This is a genomic window from Pseudomonas sp. SH10-3B (assembly GCF_019891415.1).
Lineage (GTDB): Bacteria > Pseudomonadota > Gammaproteobacteria > Pseudomonadales > Pseudomonadaceae > Aquipseudomonas.
The window spans coordinates 87,594-105,114 of record NZ_JAFLXD010000016.1; the positions used below are offsets into that span (position 1 = coordinate 87,594).

The following is a 17,521-nucleotide window of genomic DNA, read 5'->3' on the forward strand; positions in this document are numbered from 1 at the left end:
CAACAGATTTAGCGGCTGGAACAGACCGCGTGAACTCGGTTTGCCAGGGCTGTGACCACAGCGACCGGTAAAACATTCACAGGGTCTCGGTAAGTTTTCGCAACGTCATAACGATAGCGGATTCAAGGCTATACCTTAATACGCGCCTGGGCAGACAGGATTAGCATTTTTTTAACCCGTTTTTTTAGTCTATGTGGCCCTGCCCGTCGGCCCGAGGATGGCCGCTGCCCCTCAAGCCTGATAAAATCGCGCGCCTTCGCAGACCGTCAACGGCTGGGCCTTTTACCAAAAGCGCCTGCCCGCTCGGTCGTTACCCCTGAATCCCCCCTAAAGGCCTGGATCATGAGCAAGCAACCCTCCCTGAGCTACAAGGACGCCGGTGTAGACATCGACGCCGGTGAAGCATTGGTCGAACGCATCAAGAGCGTCGCCAAGCGCACTGCGCGCCCCGAAGTCATGGGCGGCCTGGGCGGTTTTGGCGCCCTCTGCGAAATCCCGGCCGGCTACAAGCAGCCTGTACTGGTTTCCGGCACCGACGGTGTAGGCACCAAGCTGCGCCTGGCACTGAACCTGAACAAGCACGACAGCATCGGCATCGACCTGGTGGCCATGTGCGTCAACGACCTGGTGGTATGCGGCGCCGAGCCGCTGTTCTTCCTCGACTACTATGCCACCGGCAAGCTCAACGTCGAGACCGCCACCCAGGTGGTGACCGGCATCGGCGCCGGCTGTGAACTGTCGGGTTGCTCCCTGGTCGGCGGCGAAACCGCTGAAATGCCAGGCATGTACGAAGGCGAAGACTACGACCTGGCCGGCTTCTGCGTCGGCGTGGTGGAAAAAGCTGACATCATCGACGGCTCCAAAGTCGCTGCCGGCGACGCCCTGCTCGCCCTGCCATCTTCCGGTCCGCACTCCAACGGCTACTCGCTGATCCGCAAGATCATCGAAGTGTCCGGTGCCGACATCGAGAACATCCAGCTCGACGGCAAACCGCTGACCGACCTGCTGATGGCCCCGACCCGCATCTACGTCAAGCCACTGCTCAAGCTGATCAAGGACACTGGCGCGGTCAAGGCCATGGCCCACATCACCGGTGGCGGCCTGCTGGACAACATCCCGCGCGTCCTGCCAAAAGGCGCCCAGGCGATTGTCGACGTGGCCAGCTGGCAGCGTCCTGCGGTATTCGACTGGCTGCAAGAGAAAGGCAACGTCAACGAAACCGAAATGCACCGCGTGCTGAACTGCGGTGTGGGCATGGTGATCTGCGTGGCACAAGAACACGTTGAAACCGCGCTGAACGTTCTGCGCGAAGCCGGCGAGCAACCTTGGGTCATCGGCCAGATCGCCACCGCCGCCGAAGGCGCTGCTCAGGTTGAACTGAAGAACCTCAAGGCGCATTGATGTCCCAGACCTGTGATGTCGTGGTGCTGCTCTCCGGCACCGGCAGTAACTTGCAGGCCCTGATCGACAGCACGCGCACCGGCGACAGCCCGGTGCGCATCGCTGCGGTGATCTCCAACCGCAGCGACGCCTACGGCCTGCAACGCGCCCGTGACGCGGGTATCGAAACCCGCTCGCTGGATCACAAGGCTTTCGAAGGCCGCGAGGCCTTCGACAGCGCCTTGGTCGAACTGATCGACGCCTTCAACCCCAAACTCGTGGTACTGGCCGGTTTCATGCGCATCCTCAGCGCTGATTTCGTGCGGCACTATGAAGGGCGCCTGCTGAATATCCACCCGTCCCTGTTGCCCAAGTACAAAGGCATGCACACGCACCAGCGCGCGCTGGATGCCGGTGACAGCGAGCATGGCTGCAGCGTGCACTTCGTCACCGAGGAACTCGATGGCGGGCCTCTGGTCGTACAGGCAGTGGTTCCGGTAGAGTCAGATGACTCGGCGCAGACACTTGCGCAACGGGTTCATACCCAGGAGCACAGGATTTACCCGCTGGCTGTTCGCTGGTTTGCCGAGGGGCGGTTGATTCTTGGTGACCAGGGTGCATTATTGGACGGTCAGTTACTTGCGGCCAGCGGCCACTTGATTCGAACCTAGGAGATTTTATGCGTCGCGCCTTGCTCTTCGCTTTTGCGCTGTTCGCCTTGCCTGCCGTGCAAGCGGCAGATCTACACCCGTTCTCCGCCAGCTACACCGCAGACTGGAAACAGTTGCCCATGAGCGGTTCGGCAGAACGCAGCCTGACCAAAAACGGTGACGGCACCTGGACCTTGAATTTCAAGGCCTCCATGATGATCGCCAGCCTGACCGAAACCAGCGTGATCCTGTTTGACAAGGACACCCTGCAACCGAAGAGCTACGCCTTCGAACGCGGCGGCCTGGGCAAGACCAAGAAGATCAACCTGGATTTCGACCCATCGACCAAGAAAGTCACCGGGTTTGAAAACAAAGACGCGGTCAACGTCCCGTTGCAAAGCGGCATGCTCGACAAGTCGACCTACCAGTTGGCCCTGCAGCGCGACGTGGCTGCCGGCAAGAAAAGCATGAGCTACAACGTGGTTGAAGGCACCGACGTCGACACCTACGACTTCCGTGTGATCGGCCCGGAAAAAGTCCAGACCAAGGTCGGCAGCATTGACGCGATCAAGGTTGAGCGCGTGCGTGACCCGACTCAAAGCAAGCGCATCACACAGATGTGGTTTGCCAAGGACCAGGGCGGCATCCTGGTTGCCCTGCGTCAGGTTGAGACCGACGGCAAGGAATACAACATCATGCTGCAAGACGGTACCGTTGACGGCAAGGCCGTCAAAGGCAACTGAGTGCGCGGATGAGCTGAACAAGAGCCTCGCTGAATGCGGGGCTTTTTTTCGTCTGGGGGTTTTGGGGTCAAGTGTCTGCCGTCATCGGGAGCAAGCCCCTTCGAACACTTTCCGCCGCGGGAGGGGGCTTGTTCCGATGGCGCCCAACATGAAACTTCTGTCATAAACCTCTAAAGCGGTTTACTTAGCAAGCTAACAAACCGTATAAAAAGACCTGCGACGACTTGCCGCAGACCCACCAGAAATTGGAGCAAGCAGATGACTGTAAAAGTAACTGAGCGCGACGACGAACATATGTCCCACGAAGCACTGGGCCATGGGATTCACATCTGGGATGTACATCAGCAAGACATGCTGGTCGGCATGTTTCACAACGAGAGCGATGCTCATAATTATAAAAACGAGCTTGAATCGCTTGAGATGAAACGCCAAACACAAAGCTCCTGAAATTCTGAAATCCTGCAGGCACCCGGCCCCACACAGCAGCTGGAGTGCCTGCAAACAAAAACCCCGCCTTTTGAGCGGGGTTTGTTGTTTTACAGCCTTACCACATCAGATCATCCGGGATCTGGTAAGCGGCGTACGGATCATCCTCATCCGGCACCTGGCTTTCGGTGAGGATATTGAGCTGCACGATACGCTCCGGTGCGCGCTCCTGGATCTTCAGCGCGGCTTCACGCGGGATCACCTCGTATCCACCACCGTGATGCACGATGGCCAGGGAGCCGTTGCTCAGCTTGTTGCGCATCAACGTGTTGACCGACAGGCGCTTGACCTTCTTGTCATCCACGAAGTTGTAGTAGTCCTCGGTCGTGAGCTTAGGCAGGCGCGAGGTCTCGATCAGTTGCTTGACCTGGGCCGTACGGGCCTTGGCCTCGGCTTTTTCCTGTTGCTGACGGTTCAGCTCCTGGTCACGCTTGACCTTCTCGGCCTGCGCCTCGGCGGCCAGGCGAGCCTGGGTATCATCGGCCTCGATCTGGCCCTTGTGGACCAGCCGCTGCTGCTTCTGTTTCTCTTTGCCGACCTGCTTGGCCTGCTTTTGGTTGACCAGACCTGCTTTGAGCAACTGGTCGCGAAGGGAAAGGCTCATGGTGCTTACTCACTTAGGCAACTGCTCAACCGCAGCTGGACACGTTCTTTTCCTGACGTTTGGCTTCGCCCCACAGGGCGTCCAACTCTTCGAGGGTGCAATCTTCTATGGGTTGGTGTGCATCGCGCAATGCCTGTTCGATAAATCGGAAACGTCGTTCGAACTTGGCATTGGCGCCACGCAGCGCAGTTTCCGGGTCGACCTTGAGGTGACGAGCCAGGTTGACCGCCGCGAACAGCAGGTCACCGACTTCATCGGCGATGGCCACCGCGTCGTTATCGGCCATGGCTTCGAGCACTTCGTCCAGTTCTTCGCGCACGTTATCCACCACCGGCAAGGCCGATGGCCAGTCGAAGCCGACCTGGCTGGCGCGCTTCTGCAACTTGGCGGCCCGGGACAAGGACGGCAAGGCAGTCGGCACATCGTCCAGCAGGGACAGTTGCTCCGGTGCGTCGGATTTTTCCGCGCGCTCCTCGGCCTTGATCTGCTCCCAACGCTCCTTGACCTGTTCTTCGCTCAGTTGAGGAATATCCAGCGGCGCATACAGATCGCCGGTCGGGAACACATGGGGATGACGACGAATCAGCTTGCCGGTGATGCTGTCGATCACCCCGGCAAATTCGAAACGCCCCTCTTCCCGCGCCAGCTGGCTGTAATACACCACTTGGAACAACAGGTCGCCCAACTCACCTTGCAGATGATCAAAGTCGCCGCGCTCGATGGCGTCGGCCACTTCGTAGGCCTCTTCCAGGGTGTGCGGGACAATGGTGGCGTAGGTTTGCTTGATGTCCCACGGGCACCCGTATTGCGGGTCGCGCAGGCGGCTCATGAGGTGCAGCAGGTCTTCAAGTGAATACATCAGTCTGTGTCCGATCAGTGTGGGAGGGGGCTTGCCCCCTCCCACATTTAGCCTGCATTCATTCCGCGAATCATGGGGTACGGTTGCGCCGCGTCTCAATGATGTTCGGCAGCTGGGAAATCCGTCCCAGCAACCGCCCCAGAGCGTCCAACCCCGGAATCTCGATGGTCAGGGACATCAGCGCGGTGTTGTCCTCTTTATTCGAGCGGGTATTGACCGCCAGCACGTTGATGCGCTCATTGAGCAGCACTTGCGAGACGTCACGCAGCAGGCCGGAACGGTCGTAGGCACGGATGATGATGTCCACCGGATAGGTGAGCACCGGCACCGGGCCCCAGCTGACCTGGATAATCCGCTCAGGCTCGCGCCCACCCAGTTGCAGCACCGAGGCGCAGTCCTGACGGTGAATGCTCACGCCACGGCCCTGGGTGATGTAGCCGACGATGGCATCCCCCGGCAACGGCTGGCAGCAGCCGGCGATTTGCGTCAGCAGGTTGCCGACGCCCTGGATCTGGATATCGCCGCGCTTGCCGGGCTTGTAGCCGGTGGCTTTGCGCGGGATCAGCTCCAGTTGTTCGTTGCCGCGCTCCGGCTCGACCAGTTGCTGGGCCAGGTTGACCAGTTGCGCCAGCCGCAGGTCGCCGGCACCGAGGGCGGCGAACATGTCTTCGGCAATCTTCATGTTGGCCTTTTCGGCCAGCTTGTCGAAGTCCACCTGCGGCAGGCCCAGGCGGCCCAGCTCGCGTTCGAGCAGGGTCTTGCCGGCGGCGACGTTCTGGTCGCGCGCCTGCAGCTTGAACCAATGCACGATCTTCGCCCGCGCCCGCGACGTGGTGATGTAGCCCAGGTTCGGGTTCAGCCAGTCGCGGCTCGGCGTGCCGTGCTTGCTGGTGATGATCTCGACCTGCTCGCCGGTTTGCAGGCTGTAGTTGAGCGGTACGATGCGCCCGTTGATCTTGGCGCCCCGGCAGTTATGGCCGATCTCGGTGTGCACGCGGTAGGCAAAGTCCAGCGGCGTGGCGCCCTTGGGCAAGTCGATGGCATGGCCGTCGGGGGTGAAGATGTAGACCCGGTCCGGCTCGATGTCCACGCGCAACTGTTCGGCCAGGCCGCCGATGTCGCCGAGTTCTTCGTGCCATTCCAGCACTTGGCGCAGCCAGGAGATTTTCTCCTCGTACTGGTTGGACCCGGCCTTGACGTCGGTGCCCTTGTAGCGCCAGTGCGCGCACACGCCCAGCTCTGCCTCTTCGTGCATGGCGTGGGTGCGGATCTGCACTTCCAGCACCTTGCCCTCGGGGCCGATCACGGCGGTGTGCAGCGAGCGATAGCCGTTTTCCTTGGGGTTGGCGATGTAGTCGTCGAACTCCTTGGGAATGTGCCGCCATAGCGTATGGACGATACCCAGCGCGGTGTAGCAGTCGCGCATTTCCGGCACCAGCACGCGCACGGCGCGCACGTCGTAGATCTGGCTGAAGGCCAGGCCCTTGCGCTGCATTTTGCGCCAGATCGAATAGATATGTTTGGCGCGACCGCTGATGTCGGCATCGACCCCGGTGGCCTGCAACTCGGCGCGCAACTGGCCCATCACGTCGCTGATAAAGCGCTCACGGTCGAGCCGCCGCTCGTGCAGCAGCGTGGCGATCTGTTTGTATTGATCAGGTTCGAGGTAGCGGAAGGACAAGTCCTCCAGCTCCCACTTGATATGGCCGATACCCAGGCGGTGGGCCAGCGGCGCGTAGATGTCGAAGACTTCGCGGGCGACGCGGTTGCGCTTTTCGTCGTCGGCGGTCTTCACTGCACGGATCGCGCAGGTGCGTTCGGCCAGCTTGATCAGGGCGACACGTACGTCGTCGACCATTGCCACCAGCATCTTGCGCAGGTTTTCCACCTGGCCCTGGGTGCCCAGCACCATGGACTGGCGCGGGCTGAGGCTGGCGCTGATGGCAGCCATGCGCAGCACGCCGTCGATCAGCTTGGCCACCACCGCACCAAAACGCTGGCTGACGGTCGGCAACTGGATGTGCCCTTCACGCACGCCGCGATAGAGCACGGCGGCGATCAGCGAGTCCTGGTCCAGCTTGAGATCGGCAAGGATCTCGGCGATCTCCAACCCGGTGCGAAAGCTGGAAGTGCCTTCGGCCCACAGGTTCTTGGCTGCATTGTCTTGTTGCTCAGACTCACGAGCGAACTCGCAGGCTGCTTTCAAGGCTTCACGGTCCAGTGCCGGGTCGACACTGATGGCATGATCCAGCCATGCCTCGAGATTGATACTGCCGTCGGTGTTGATCGGCTGGTGTGCTCTCACCTGTACCATCTTGCTTACCTTCCCTACGACGCACCTTGGATGCGCCAAAATCATCGCCGACCTTTTTACTGCGAACTCCGTGGCAGATCATAGGCCTTGGAGATCGCAGGCCAGTCGGATTAAACGGGCATCCTAGCCCGCTTCAAATAACGCCATGGCCTCGACATGCGCTGTCTGCGGAAACATGTCGAGGATCCCGGCACGTTTTAGCCGGTAGCCTTGCTTGACCAGCTCAACCGTGTCCCGCGCCAGCGTCGCCGGGTTGCAGGACACATACACCAGGCGCTTGGCCCCCAGGGTGGCGAGCTTGCGCACAACCTCCAGGGCACCATCGCGGGGTGGGTCCAAGAGTACCGCAGAAAAGCCCTGTTTGGCCCATTCCGCGTCAGTCAAAGGCTGAGACAAATCGGCCTGAAAAAACTGCGCATTATGCAAATTGTTACTGACGGCATTCTGTGCCGCCCGGTCCACCATGGTCTGCACACCTTCCACCGCCACCACTTCGCGCACCTGTTTCGCCAGCGGCAGGGCAAAGTTGCCCAGGCCGCAGAACAGGTCCAGCACCCGCTCATCAGGCTGCGGCGCCAGCCAGTCCAGGGCCTGGGCCACCATCGCCTGGTTGACCCCGGCGTTGACCTGGACAAAATCCCCGGGTCGGTACGCCAGCTCCAAGTCCCATGGGTCCAACCGGAAACCCAGTGACTGATCAGGCTCAACAGGTTCCGGCTGGCCTTCGCCATGCAGCCACAACTGGGCTTCATGGAAGCTACAAAATTCTTTCAGGATCAGCAGGTCCGCGTCCGACAACGGCGCCATATGCCGCAGCAACACAGCGACGGACGAGCCACTGAACAACTCCACATGCCCCAGGGCCTGAGGTTTGCTCAGGCGGCGCAGCATGTTCGGCAGACGCTGCATGATCGGTTGCAAGGCCTGTACCAGCACCGGGCAATCATCGATGGCGACGATGTCCTGGCTGGCCGCGGCGCGGAAACCCACTTCGAGTTTTTTCGCCTTGGCATCCCAGCGCACGGCCACGCGGGCGCGGCGTCGGTAAGCGAATTCCGGCCCACTCAACGGTGCGGCCCACTCTTGCGGTTCGACACCGGCCACGCGGGACAGTTGCTCGGCGAGCATGCGCTGTTTAAGGGCGAGCTGTTCGTCATGGGGCAAGTGCTGCACGCTGCAACCGCCACAGCGGCCGAAGTGTGCGCACGGTGCCGGGCGACGCAGTTCGCTGGCCTTGAACACGCGTTCGGTGCGGGCCTCGACCACTTTGCCATGGGTGCCCAACACCCGCGCTTCAACCTCTTCGCCGGCCAGCGCACCGTTGACAAACCAGGTGCGACCTTCAAAGAACACGATGCCGCGGCCGTCGTTGGCCAGGCGCTCGATGGTCAGGCGTTGCTTCTTGCCCACGGGAATCTGTGGGGCCCGGCTGCCGCCCGTCGGTTGGAAGCGCAGGCCTCTCTCGTGCTTGGCCATCAGTTGGGTTCGTCGAAAATGCCGGTCGACAGGTAACGGTCGCCTCGGTCACAGATGATCGCGACGATCACCGCGTTTTCCACTTCCTTGGACAAGCGCAACATACCCGCCACGGCGCCGCCGGATGACACGCCGCAGAAGATGCCTTCTTCACGCGCCAGGCGGCGGGTGGTGTCTTCGGCTTCACGCTGGGCCATGTCGATGATGCGGTCCACTCGCGTCGCGTTGTAGATCTTCGGCAAGTACTCTTCGGGCCAGCGACGAATGCCTGGGATGGCCGCGCCTTCCATCGGTTGCAGGCCGACGATCTGGATCGCCGGGTTCTGCTCCTTGAGGTAGCGCGAGTTGCCCATGATGGTGCCGGTGGTGCCCATGGAGCTGACGAAATGGGTGATGGTGCCCTGGGTCTGACGCCAGATTTCCGGACCGGTGGTGGTGTAGTGCGCTTCGGGGTTGTCCCCATTGGCGAACTGGTCCAGCACCTGGCCACGGCCTTCGGCGGCCATGCGCTCAGCGAGGTCGCGGGCGCCTTCCATGCCTTCTTCCTGGGTGACCAGTACCAACTCGGCGCCATAGGCGGTCATCGCCGCCTTGCGCTCGGCGCTGCCGTTGTCGGGCATGATCAGCACCATCTTGTAACCCTTGATCGCGGCGGCCATGGCCAGGGCGATCCCGGTATTACCCGAGGTGGCTTCGATCAGGGTGTCACCGGGCTTGATCTGCCCACGCAGCTCGGCGCGGGTGATCATCGACAGCGCCGGGCGGTCTTTTACCGAGCCGGCCGGGTTGTTCCCTTCGAGCTTGAGCAGCAGGGTATTGCTGGTTTCACCCGCCATGCGTTGCAAGCGGACCAGGGGCGTGTTGCCGACGCAATCGGCGATTGTAGGGTACTGCAAGGTCATGGCGTATTCGCAATCCAGACTGCGGGGGCGAACATCATACCGGGAAAGGTCGGCGGGCCATATCACGCAAAGTGCGGTGCTTATGGCTTAAAGGAATAAGCGGAAAAGAGGGTGAGCTTGAGGGCCCCATCGGGAGCAAGCCCCCTCACACACTGGACCGCATTCTCATGCTGGAACTCGGTCGAATGTGGGGGCTTGCTCCCGATGGCCGCGCCTCGATACCCCGCCTAGCCCAAATGCCCATCGCCATGATTTCTCCGAAAGACCTCCTCACCCATCGCCGCAATCTGCCCTTCGATCAATGCATCAAACGGCTTGAGCAACGGTTCAAACGACACCGGCGCCTCCAGCACCTGCAATGCCTGCACAATCGCCTCCACCGTCGACAACGCCCCTGCCCCCGGCGCCTTGCGCAGTCGATAGCGAGACACGGCGCCCTCCGCCAGCGTCACCCGAGGCAGCGCCGCCAGCAAAGGATTGAGGTGCAGCAGTTTGCGCGCCTTGCGCCAGGTGCCGTCGGGCACCACCAACAATAACGGCTGATCGCCGGGAGCATAGGCTTGCAGCGGCTGGGCATCGTCAGCCGGAAACAACAGCCGCGCCTGATAGCCGGGCGGGTTCAACAGGGTCGGCAGATCATCAAAGACCTCGCCCACTACCAACTGCGCATTGTTCAATCCCAACGCCGCCAGCCGCGCGGTGTTGAGCGCGTGGTTGACCTCGCTCGGGTGCTGCAAAACAAGCACGCGGGTGCGGCTGTCGAGGCTGGGGATCAGTGCGCACAGGCAATGGGCAGCGGGCCTGAGGCAGCGGGAGCATTGGGGTCGGGACATGGTTATTCAGGCCTGATTGAGCTGGGCTTTGAGTAAATCGCGGAAGGTCTGGATCAGCGGTTCGCGGCTGCGGCCGCGGCGCATGATCATCGAGAACGGCGCCTGGTAGCCGAAGGTCGCCGGCAGCAAGACGCGCAGGTCGCCTTTGTCGGCCCAGGCCTGGGCGTAGTGCTCGGGCAGGTAGCCGATGTAGGCGCCGGAGAGCACCAGGATCAGCTGCGCCTCCATACTTTCCACCGTCGCGGCGCTGTGCTTGAAGCCGTGGCGCGCCAGTTCGGCCTGGCTCCAATAACCGCGGCCGACCATGCGTTGCTGGGTGATCACCTGCTCGGGGATACGCCGTTCGCTGAACAACGGATGCCGGGTGCTGCAATACAACCAGTGTTGCTCGCGGTACAGCGGCATGTAGATCAGCCCGCTCATGCGATTGGAAAAGGCGCCGATGGCCAGGTCCAGGCGGTTGTCCTGTACACCGAGTTGCAGCTCGTAGGGGCTCATCACCGATAAATTCAGGTGCACCGCCGGGTGCTCCAGGCTGTAGGCGCCGATAACCTCCGCGAACGGCAAGGCCTTGTCGCTGACGGTGGAGTCGAGCACGCCGAGCTTGAGCGTGCCGCGTAGCTCGCCCTTGAGCGCAGCGGCGTATTGCTCGAAGCCTTCCAGCTCACCCAGCAGGCGCAAGGTTTCCTGGTGAAACAGCTCGCCTTTGCTGGTCAGGCTGAACCCACCCCGCCCGCGATGGCACAGCACCAGGCCCAACGCGCTTTCCAACTGGCTCATATAGGTGCTGATGGCCGAGGTAGACAGGTTGAGTTCGTGCTGGGCATTGGCGAACCCCTGGTGCCGCACGACGCTGACGAAGATGCGCAGGAGTTTCAGATCGGGCAAGGCGTTGGCCATGGTCGGCTCCGGGTGTCGGTCGCAGCAGTCTACCTGCGCGCTTTAGTTTAGAAAAATCTGAACTAAGTATTTGCCCCTGCCGATTCTTCCCACCTCAGGCTTTTCGCAGAATCGGCCCCTAATAAACAAAACAACGATGAGGCAATCCCGTGGACAAGATTTTCCACCAACCACTGGGCGGCAACGAAATGCCGCGCTTCGCCGGCATCGCCACCATGATGCGTCTTCCCCACCTGCAGTCGGCCAAGGGCCTGGATGCGGCCTTTGTCGGCGTGCCCCTGGACATCGGCACCTCGCTGCGCGCCGGCACCCGCTTCGGACCGCGTGAGATTCGCGCCGAATCCGTAATGATCCGCCCCTATAACATGGCCACCGGCGCCGCGCCGTTCGACTCGCTGTCGGTGGCGGATATTGGCGACGTGGCGATCAACACCTTCAACCTGCTGGACGCCGTGCGCATCATCGAAGAAGCCTACGACGAGATTCTCGAACACAACGTGATCCCGATGACGCTGGGCGGCGACCACACCATCACCCTGCCGATCCTGCGGGCGATCCATAAGAAACACGGCAAGGTCGGGCTGGTGCACATCGATGCCCACGCCGACGTCAACGACCATATGTTCGGCGAGAAAATCGCCCACGGCACCACCTTCCGCCGCGCCGTGGAAGAAGGCTTGCTCGATTGCGACCGCGTCGTGCAGATCGGCCTGCGCGCCCAGGGCTACACCGCCGAAGACTTCAACTGGAGCCGCAAACAGGGCTTTCGTGTGGTGCAGGCCGAAGAATGCTGGCACCACTCCCTCGCGCCACTGATGGCCGAGGTGCGGGAAAAAGTCGGCGGCGGCCCGGTGTATCTGAGCTTCGATATCGACGGCATCGATCCGGCCTGGGCGCCGGGCACCGGCACCCCGGAAATCGGCGGACTGACCACCATCCAGGCGATCGAGATCATCCGTGGTTGCCAGGGTCTCGACCTGATTGGTTGCGATCTGGTAGAAGTTTCGCCGCCCTACGACACCACCGGCAACACCTCGCTGCTGGGCGCCAACCTGCTGTACGAAATGCTTTGCGTACTGCCCGGCGTGGCCCATCGCTGATGAGCGCGCAGGAGGTATTGAAAGCCGCCGCCGACCTGGTGTCGGCCTTTGCGCGCAACGACCGCGCCGCCTACTTCGGCGCGTTCACGGCCGATGCCAGTTTTGTGTTCTACACCCTCCCCCAGCCGCTGCTCAGTTGCGATGCCTACCAGGCGTTGTGGGACAGCTGGCGCCGGGATGAAGGATTTGAGGTGCTGTCCTGCACCTCAAGTAACGCCGTGGTCAGCCTGCAGGGTGATGTGGCGATATTTATTCATGACGTGGCCACCGAGCTGCGCATAAACGGGGAGCAATTTTTCAGCCAGGAACGCGAGACCATTGTCTTCAAACGACAAGGATCTCGCACAGAACAACAAGAAGGCCTGTGGCTGGCCTGTCACGAACATTTGTCCGCTATGCCGGAAGGGCTGCCGCCCCCTTAGCCAATGTGATCGGAGCTGATCATGAATAATAAAAACAACCATAAAAGTATTCGCACAATAGAAACCAACGGGGTCGAACAGATCCCCGATAACGAACGTACCGCCGGTCCCAAAGATCTGTTTCGCCTGATCTTCGGCGGTGCCAATACCTTTGCCACCGCCGTACTGGGTTCCTTTCCGGTGTTGTTCGGCTTGTCGTTCCAGGCCGGCGTCTGGGCGATTGTGCTGGGTGTGCTGGTGGGGGCGGTGATCCTCGCGCCCATGGGCCTGTTCGGGCCGATCAATGGCACCAACAACGCCGTGTCTTCCGGTGCGCACTTCGGCGTGCACGGACGGATTGTCGGCTCGTTTCTGTCGTTGCTGACGGCGATTGCCTTCTTCTCATTGTCAGTGTGGAGTTCAGGCGACGCGCTGGTCGGCGGTGCGAAACGGCTGATCGGCCTGCCGGAAACCGACCTGACCCTGGGCCTGGCCTACGGCGTATTCGCCATGCTTGTACTGACGGTGTGCATCTACGGCTTTCGTTTCATGCTGTGGGTCAACCGCATTGCGGTCTGGGCAGCGAGCCTGCTGTTCCTGTTGGGCATCTTCGCATTCGCGCCGACCTTCGACAGCCATTTCGCCGGCACCGTAGCCCTGGGCCAGACCGGCTTCTGGGCGGCGTTTATCGGCGCGGCGCTGGTGGCCATGAGCAACCCGATTTCCTTCGGGGCGTTCCTGGGTGACTGGTCGCGCTATATCCCACGGGAGACGCCGAAACTGCGCATCATGCTGGCGGTGGTCCTGGCACAAATCGCCACCTTGATCCCGTTCCTGTTCGGCCTGGCCACCGCGACCATCGTGGCGATCAAGGCGCCGGACTACATCGCGGCCAACAACTACGTCGGCGGTTTGCTGGCGGTGGCACCCACCTGGTTCTTCCTGCCGGTGTGCCTGATCGCAGTGATTGGCGGCATGTCCACCGGCACCACCTCGCTGTATGGCACCGGGCTGGACATGTCCAGCGTGTTCCCGCGCCTGCTGTCGCGGGTCAAGGCCACGCTGCTGATCGGGGTGATGTCGATCGCCTTCATCTTTATCGGACGTTTCGCCGCCAACCTGGTGCAGAGCGTGTCGACTTTCGCCGTGCTGATCATCACCTGCACCACCCCGTGGATGGTGATGATGATCATCGGCCTGATCGTACGTCGCGGCTTCTACTGCCCGGATGACCTGCAGGTGTTCACCCGCGGTGAAACCGGCGGCCGCTACTGGTTCAGCCATGGCTGGAACTGGCGCGGGCTGGGGGCCTGGATTCCAAGCGCGTTGGTGGGCCTGTGCTTCGTCAACTTGCCGGGTCAGTTTGTCGGGCCGCTTGGCAACCTGGCGGATGGTATCGACATCAGCCTGCCGGTGACGCTGGGGTTGGCGTCGGTGGTGTACCTGACGTTACTGCGTGTGTTCCCGGAACCGGCTTCGGTGTATGGCCCCAAGGGCTCCCTTCGCAGCCCTGCGGGGGCAAGCTCCCTCGCGACAACAAGCGCGCCTACTGCCTAAAACAATAATCGGAGAAACGCCGTCATGGCTTTGGATTTATTCGTCGTACTCATCTACGCCGCCGGCATGCTCGTGCTCGGCTATTACGGCATGCGCCGCGCCAAGACCCACGAAGATTACCTGGTGGCCGGTCGCAACCTGGGCCCGTCGCTGTACATGGGCACCATGGCCGCCACGGTACTGGGCGGTGCATCCACTGTCGGCACCGTGCGCCTGGGTTATGTGCATGGTATCTCCGGCTTCTGGCTGTGTGCCGCGCTGGGCATGGGGATCATTGCGCTGAACCTGTTCCTGGCTAAACCGCTGTTGAAGCTGAAAATCTTCACCGTCACCCAGGTGCTGGAAAAGCGCTACAACCCTATGGCCCGCCAAGCGAGTGCGGTGATCATGCTGGCCTATGCGCTGATGATCGGCGTGACCTCGATCCTGGCCATCGGCACGGTGCTGCAAGTGCTGTTCGGCCTGCCGTTCTGGATCTCGGTGCTGCTCGGTGGTGGCGTGGTGGTGATCTACTCGACCATCGGCGGCATGTGGTCGCTGACCCTTACCGACATCGTGCAGTTCGTGATCAAGACCGTCGGCCTGATGTTTATCCTGCTGCCGATCTGCCTGTACCGCGTCGGCGGCTGGGACGAACTGGTGGCCAAGTTGCCGGCGTCGAGCTTCAGCTTCACCGCGATCGGCTGGGACACGATCATCACCTACTTCATGATCTACTTTTTCGGCATCCTGATCGGCCAGGACATCTGGCAGCGAGTGTTCACCGCCCGTGACGAAAAGGTCGCCAAGTACGCAGGCACTTTCGCCGGTTTCTACTGCATCCTCTACGGCCTCGCCTGTGCATTGATCGGCATGGCGGCCCATGTACTGATTCCAGACCTGGACAACGTCAACAACGCGTTCGCGGCCATCGTCAAAGTCTCGCTGCCGGACGGCATCCGAGGCCTGGTGATCGCAGCGGCACTGGCGGCGATGATGTCGACGGCCAGCGCCGGCTTGCTCGCCGCCTCCACCGTATTGACTGAAGACTTGCTGCCACGTCTACGCGGCGGTAAACAGTCGAGCCTGGCAATCAACCGTCTGTTCACGATGTTGACCGGCATTGTCGTGCTGGGAATCGCACTGGTGGTCAATGACGTGATCAGCGCCCTGCCCCTGGCCTACAACCTGCTGGTGGGTGGCATGCTGATCCCGCTGATCGGCGCGATCTTCTGGAAGCGGGCGACCACGTCGGGGGCAATCACGTCCATGACCCTGGGCTTCGTGACGGCGCTGGTGTTCATGTTCAAGGACGGGCTGGATGCGAACACGCCGATCTACTACAGCCTGGCGGTGGCGTTGGTGAGTTTTGTACTGGTGAGTGTGTTGTCACGCCGGCCAGAGGCGGAGGTGGCTAGGGCGGTGTAGGAAATAGGGGGGTTAGAGCGGTTTCTTCAGCGGGTGCGACGTCGGATGTCGCACCCGTTTTTTTCATTAATACAGTGCCGAAACCGCAGACGCCTTTGCCTGGATGATTTCCTGGACCAAGGAGGCCCACACCAACCCCTGCGTCGTACCCCCGGCATACGTTCCTCCGGCGGCAATGCGGTTGTAGGCGGAGCAATAGACTATCGACAGTCCATCCGTTTCCCCTGCTCCCATGGGCGTGACGACGAATTGCTCTCTGCTCATATCAGCAATTTGGGTTGGGCTCAGATGCTGGGGCATGAACTGAACCCCAGAACGCTGCAAAAGCGTGACTATCTCATCCTTCAAGTGCGCAAATCCCAGGTCGTCGCCCGATGCGTCAATCGATGGATTGTCAGCCAGAAACTTTTCAAACAGCTCGATGCCTGCGCGATTGCACTCCACGGCCAAGTACTGATTTCCAGGCGTTAGATAATCGTTATTCAGCGGCTTCGCAGTCGTCTCCGTGGCTGATAGATGGCGCATGTTCACCTGCTTATGACTGGCTCCATCGCTCTGCTGATTTCCTCCGTAGACCGAGACCTGATAATTGGCCAGGCGGAACATCACGGCTTGGAGCAGGCCGTTGATACCTCTACCGATGATCGACACACGCGGCGCGCCGGCATCTGCCTGTTGCGCAGGGATCATCAATGAGTGGGCAAGTTTGCGCCTCACAAGGCAGCGCAAGGCGGTCAAGCTCAGTTGAATTGAAACGGCATAGTCAAGATCGCAATGGCAGGCCTCAGTCATCGCCGCCTGGGTTGTCAGGGTCGCCGGTTTGCGCCACTTGGAGACACTGCAGCCGAGTGCTTCTACGCGCACCCGAAATGCATCCAATGTCCCAGGCCCGTAGTCCAATACAAGCTGGATATCTTCAGCCGTTGCCAGGGCTCGCAAAGCGTCATCGCTGAAGACATCTGGCTTGGCCACGCAGACCAGACGAGCTTGTCTGTGCAGGCACTGAATGAGGGCCCGATCAATGCGATGGGTGGACTCATCATTCAGGGATAAACAGGTAGCGACAGCACTGGCCCCGTCCAGCGCCCCGAACCAGTCCACGCCAAACGACACTCGGCTGTCGGAGCGGGCTTTGCCCAGAGTGTCCGGTCCTTGAGCGTGTCGATCCAATACCTTGATCCGAACATCCGGATCTCGATCAAGCAACAGCTTGACCAGTTCTCTACCCACATTACCGTATCCCAGTACACAGACGTCACGGGGCAGGGAGCCATCGGCGAGTGTCAGCCAGCGCGCCATATAGGCGGCGACATGCGGCGCGTTGACCCCCGGCGTATTGACCACGCGGATGTCGTTGGAATCGCAAAGATCCAGTCGCACCTTATCCAGGCTCGTACCTCTGCGGATCAAATGGAGGTCACCAAATGGGTGGGATATGCGCCATTGGGCAATGACGTCTGCATCGATCGCCTGGTCTCCGACAATCATCGCCGATGGACTCAGGAGGCCGATCTGTATGAGTAGATCGTGCTTGGTTAATGTCGGGGGAAAGAACACTACGTTGCTGGGTGCGTGAGCCTTCCAGGCTCTCGACACAGGTGCAAGATGTAAGATATTTCCGGTTATGGCGATGAGTGACGCGGCGACTGGCGGAATGGAAGAGAGCCTCATAGCTTTGTCTCCAGCAATTCTGACTGACTAATGCCTCGCAGAGAGCCATTCAATGGAGGTGGGGCGTTATTGAAATGCCCTTGAGGAACTCAACCTACGCTCATCGTTTGAATTGAATAAGCCAGCCGCTTCTGATGAACAAGTAGCCTGATTCCCACACTTGAACGTCAAAAGCCTGACTGACCTGCATAGATTGGGACTACTCACCCGTGTCACCGGGGAACAACAGGTGTTTCCT

Annotated in this window: 16 protein-coding genes; 8 read left to right on the forward strand and 8 right to left on the reverse strand. The window is 60.8% G+C overall.

Going from position 1 to position 17,521, the window contains the following annotated elements; all coding sequences use genetic code 11:
• Positions 1 to 342 precede the first annotated feature (342 nt).
• The 4 genes from purM to J1G35_RS14610 all read left to right on the forward strand — a co-directional run bounded on the left by purM (position 343) and on the right by J1G35_RS14610 (position 3,220).
• On the forward strand, positions 343 to 1,401 hold the full coding sequence (gene purM, locus J1G35_RS14595) for a phosphoribosylformylglycinamidine cyclo-ligase (protein ID WP_017527563.1): 1,059 nt from the start codon (positions 343 to 345) through the stop codon (positions 1,399 to 1,401).
• Positions 1,401 to 2,051: a phosphoribosylglycinamide formyltransferase gene (gene purN, locus J1G35_RS14600; protein ID WP_053133089.1), complete on the forward strand. Its 651-nt coding sequence runs from the start codon at positions 1,401 to 1,403 to the stop codon at positions 2,049 to 2,051. The genes purM and purN overlap by 1 nt, the downstream gene beginning before the upstream one ends.
• A gap of 8 nt (positions 2,052 to 2,059) precedes the next feature.
• Positions 2,060 to 2,773, forward strand: coding sequence for a DUF3108 domain-containing protein (locus tag J1G35_RS14605; protein WP_053133086.1), 714 nt, complete (start codon positions 2,060 to 2,062; stop codon positions 2,771 to 2,773).
• A gap of 258 nt (positions 2,774 to 3,031) precedes the next feature.
• Positions 3,032 to 3,220: a hypothetical protein gene (locus J1G35_RS14610; RefSeq protein ID WP_223015264.1), complete on the forward strand. Its 189-nt coding sequence runs from the start codon at positions 3,032 to 3,034 to the stop codon at positions 3,218 to 3,220.
• Positions 3,221 to 3,317: 97 nt separating this feature from the next.
• Here the strand turns inward: J1G35_RS14610 and J1G35_RS14615 are convergent, their stop codons facing one another.
• From J1G35_RS14615 to J1G35_RS14645, 7 genes are all read right to left on the reverse strand, one after another.
• A complete protein-coding gene (locus J1G35_RS14615) occupies positions 3,318 to 3,863 on the reverse strand; it encodes a DUF2058 domain-containing protein (RefSeq protein ID WP_010208656.1) in 546 nt (181 codons plus the stop codon).
• A 25-nt stretch (positions 3,864 to 3,888) separates the two neighbouring features.
• Complete coding sequence (gene mazG, locus J1G35_RS14620; RefSeq protein WP_223015265.1) at positions 3,889 to 4,722, reverse strand: nucleoside triphosphate pyrophosphohydrolase; 834 nt, start codon at positions 4,720 to 4,722, stop codon at positions 3,889 to 3,891.
• Positions 4,723 to 4,792: 70 nt separating this feature from the next.
• Positions 4,793 to 7,036: a GTP diphosphokinase gene (relA, locus tag J1G35_RS14625; protein WP_027603791.1), complete on the reverse strand. Its 2,244-nt coding sequence runs from the start codon at positions 7,034 to 7,036 to the stop codon at positions 4,793 to 4,795.
• Positions 7,037 to 7,159: 123 nt separating this feature from the next.
• Entirely contained in the window at positions 7,160 to 8,512 is a 1,353-nt protein-coding gene (gene rlmD, locus J1G35_RS14630) for a 23S rRNA (uracil(1939)-C(5))-methyltransferase RlmD (protein ID WP_223015266.1), read from the reverse strand.
• The gene (cysM, locus tag J1G35_RS14635; protein WP_015885254.1) at positions 8,512 to 9,414 is read right to left on the reverse strand and encodes a cysteine synthase CysM; all 903 of its coding nucleotides are present in this window, start codon (positions 9,412 to 9,414) and stop codon (positions 8,512 to 8,514) included. Before cysM ends, rlmD begins: the two co-directional genes overlap by 1 nt.
• A 227-nt stretch (positions 9,415 to 9,641) precedes the next feature.
• Positions 9,642 to 10,247: a DTW domain-containing protein gene (locus J1G35_RS14640; protein WP_223015267.1), complete on the reverse strand. Its 606-nt coding sequence runs from the start codon at positions 10,245 to 10,247 to the stop codon at positions 9,642 to 9,644.
• A gap of 6 nt (positions 10,248 to 10,253) precedes the next feature.
• Positions 10,254 to 11,147 carry a LysR family transcriptional regulator gene (locus J1G35_RS14645; RefSeq protein WP_027603788.1) on the reverse strand — a complete coding sequence of 298 codons (894 nt, stop codon included), beginning with the start codon at positions 11,145 to 11,147 and terminating at the stop codon, positions 10,254 to 10,256.
• A 149-nt stretch (positions 11,148 to 11,296) separates the two neighbouring features.
• Here J1G35_RS14645 and speB point away from each other — a divergent pair, with 149 nt between their 5' ends.
• The 4 genes from speB to J1G35_RS14665 are packed head-to-tail and all read left to right on the forward strand — an operon-like array spanning position 11,297 to position 15,612.
• Positions 11,297 to 12,247 carry an agmatinase gene (speB, locus tag J1G35_RS14650; protein ID WP_003210733.1) on the forward strand — a complete coding sequence of 317 codons (951 nt, stop codon included), beginning with the start codon at positions 11,297 to 11,299 and terminating at the stop codon, positions 12,245 to 12,247.
• Positions 12,247 to 12,669: a nuclear transport factor 2 family protein gene (locus J1G35_RS14655; protein WP_223015268.1), complete on the forward strand. Its 423-nt coding sequence runs from the start codon at positions 12,247 to 12,249 to the stop codon at positions 12,667 to 12,669. Before speB ends, J1G35_RS14655 begins: the two co-directional genes overlap by 1 nt.
• A 21-nt stretch (positions 12,670 to 12,690) precedes the next feature.
• Positions 12,691 to 14,205, forward strand: coding sequence for a cytosine permease (locus tag J1G35_RS14660; protein ID WP_223015269.1), 1,515 nt, complete (start codon positions 12,691 to 12,693; stop codon positions 14,203 to 14,205).
• A 24-nt stretch (positions 14,206 to 14,229) separates the two neighbouring features.
• Positions 14,230 to 15,612, forward strand: coding sequence for a sodium:solute symporter (locus J1G35_RS14665; RefSeq protein WP_223015270.1), 1,383 nt, complete (start codon positions 14,230 to 14,232; stop codon positions 15,610 to 15,612).
• A gap of 66 nt (positions 15,613 to 15,678) precedes the next feature.
• Here J1G35_RS14665 and J1G35_RS14670 read toward each other — a convergent pair whose 3' ends face one another.
• On the reverse strand, positions 15,679 to 17,283 hold the full coding sequence (locus J1G35_RS14670) for an amino acid dehydrogenase (protein WP_223015271.1): 1,605 nt from the start codon (positions 17,281 to 17,283) through the stop codon (positions 15,679 to 15,681).
• Positions 17,284 to 17,521 lie beyond the last annotated feature (238 nt).

Coding starts and splice junctions, on each gene's coding strand:
- purM (WP_017527563.1), top strand. CDS start 343: ATGAGCAAGCAACCCTCCCTGAGCTACAAGGACGCCGGTGTAGACATC.
- purN (WP_053133089.1), top strand. CDS start 1,401: ATGTCCCAGACCTGTGATGTCGTGGTGCTGCTCTCCGGCACCGGCAGT.
- J1G35_RS14605 (WP_053133086.1), top strand. CDS start 2,060: ATGCGTCGCGCCTTGCTCTTCGCTTTTGCGCTGTTCGCCTTGCCTGCC.
- J1G35_RS14610 (WP_223015264.1), top strand. CDS start 3,032: ATGACTGTAAAAGTAACTGAGCGCGACGACGAACATATGTCCCACGAA.
- J1G35_RS14615 (WP_010208656.1), bottom strand. CDS start 3,863: ATGAGCCTTTCCCTTCGCGACCAGTTGCTCAAAGCAGGTCTGGTCAAC.
- mazG (WP_223015265.1), bottom strand. CDS start 4,722: ATGTATTCACTTGAAGACCTGCTGCACCTCATGAGCCGCCTGCGCGAC.
- relA (WP_027603791.1), bottom strand. CDS start 7,036: ATGGTACAGGTGAGAGCACACCAGCCGATCAACACCGACGGCAGTATC.
- rlmD (WP_223015266.1), bottom strand. CDS start 8,512: ATGGCCAAGCACGAGAGAGGCCTGCGCTTCCAACCGACGGGCGGCAGC.
- cysM (WP_015885254.1), bottom strand. CDS start 9,414: ATGACCTTGCAGTACCCTACAATCGCCGATTGCGTCGGCAACACGCCC.
- J1G35_RS14640 (WP_223015267.1), bottom strand. CDS start 10,247: ATGTCCCGACCCCAATGCTCCCGCTGCCTCAGGCCCGCTGCCCATTGC.
- J1G35_RS14645 (WP_027603788.1), bottom strand. CDS start 11,147: ATGGCCAACGCCTTGCCCGATCTGAAACTCCTGCGCATCTTCGTCAGC.
- J1G35_RS14655 (WP_223015268.1), top strand. CDS start 12,247: ATGAGCGCGCAGGAGGTATTGAAAGCCGCCGCCGACCTGGTGTCGGCC.
- J1G35_RS14660 (WP_223015269.1), top strand. CDS start 12,691: ATGAATAATAAAAACAACCATAAAAGTATTCGCACAATAGAAACCAAC.
- J1G35_RS14665 (WP_223015270.1), top strand. CDS start 14,230: ATGGCTTTGGATTTATTCGTCGTACTCATCTACGCCGCCGGCATGCTC.
- J1G35_RS14670 (WP_223015271.1), bottom strand. CDS start 17,283: ATGAGGCTCTCTTCCATTCCGCCAGTCGCCGCGTCACTCATCGCCATA.